The 1,321-nt window shown below is 60.8% G+C and carries 2 protein-coding genes; both read right to left on the reverse strand.

The features are described 5' to 3' along the window. Positions 1-630, reverse strand: a 630-nt coding sequence (locus PG892_RS22275) for a DUF3379 family protein (RefSeq protein WP_270825907.1), incomplete at its 3' end; no start/stop codon positions are given. Next, a complete protein-coding gene (locus tag PG892_RS22280) occupies positions 623-1,213 on the reverse strand; it encodes a sigma-70 family RNA polymerase sigma factor (RefSeq protein ID WP_198497874.1) in 591 nt (196 codons plus the stop codon). The genes PG892_RS22275 and PG892_RS22280, both read right to left, overlap by 8 nt. Positions 1,214-1,321 lie beyond the last annotated feature (108 nt).

Here is a 1,321-nt window from a genome sequence, read left to right on the forward strand (position 1 = left end):
GAGGGTCCCGTCTGCAAAATCGGACTGGATCGTCAGTGGCAGATGCTTGGGGACGAGGAACAGGGTGACCGGTCCCATTTTGCCCTGGAGCACCATGTGCAGGGCCGGTCCCTGGTAGAAGGCGCAGTGGTTGACATAGGTTACCTTCATGCCCGGCATCTCGCTCAGGGTGGCACCATATTTCTCCATTTTTGCGTTGATGGTGTGCAGGCTGACCCGCTCATCCACCGCATGAATGAAGGGCTCTTCCCCATAAACGTGGGACATGGCGACCTGAGCCAGCGACAGGGTGTCCGGTGCCACAGGCCAGCTGATCCAGCGGGTGCTCATGCCGAGCAGGAAGGCGACCGAGGCTGCGATGGCCAGAGCGCGCCATTGCGTGCGTGCAGGAGTGACGGGCAGCGGGACCACCTGCTCCTCTTCGGCTGCCATCGCCTGCCTGAGCAGGATCCGCTCCGCAAGACCGGCCGGTACGTCCACTTCCAGAGTGCTGCGCACCTGGCGCTCGAGCTGCTGCATCTCGTCCAGATGCTTGCGATTGGCCGGTGACGCCTCGGCGGCTTTCAAGAAGGCGGGATCCCTGTCCGAGGGGTGAGTGATGGCCCGGCGGCGAAATTCAAGCTCATCCATTGGTGTGTCCTCTCTGTTGTTTCGCAGACTCCATGGCCTCTTTTATCTGGTTGCGAGCGCGAAACAGCCTTGTCATGACGGTGTTCTTGTTCAGGCCGAGTTGCTCGGCGATCTCCTCCCCGCTGAATCCCCCCAGTACCTGCAGCAGCAGCGGCTCCTGATACTCGGCAGGCAGGCGGGCGATGTGGCGCCTGAGCCATTCGTGCTCCATCTCCTGCTCGCTTGGCAGGACACCCTGATCCCGCAGGGGGTGCTCGTCGAGGTCGACAAGATCGAACTGCTTTCGCTCAAAGCGGCGGGCATTCTCCCGCCGCAATATGGTGATGAGCCACGCCTTGGCAGCCTTGTCGTCCAGCAGGGTATCTATCGCCTTCCAGGCGCGCAGGAAAGTCTCCTGCACCAGATCGTCGGCGATTTGCGGATCCCGGCACAGCCAGTAGGCGTAGCGGTAGATGTCCCCGTGCAGGGCGTGCACCAGGGCTTCGTACTTGGTTTGTTTGTCTGCCATCTCCCCATAGACCGGAGAAGTGCAGGGATCCTTTCCCGTGTCGGCCCTTTTTCTTCTGAAAAAACCTAACGCCATAAAGGGGTGTCCTGTTTCATGAGGGGCGCATCATGCACGCATCCACGCCAGTATTCGAAGACCATAGGCTATCGCAAAGCTCTCCCTGGAGCACAACTCCCTGGCGAG

The sequence above is a fragment of the Aeromonas sp. QDB68 genome (assembly GCF_027707405.1).
GTDB lineage: Bacteria > Pseudomonadota > Gammaproteobacteria > Enterobacterales > Aeromonadaceae > Aeromonas > Aeromonas caviae.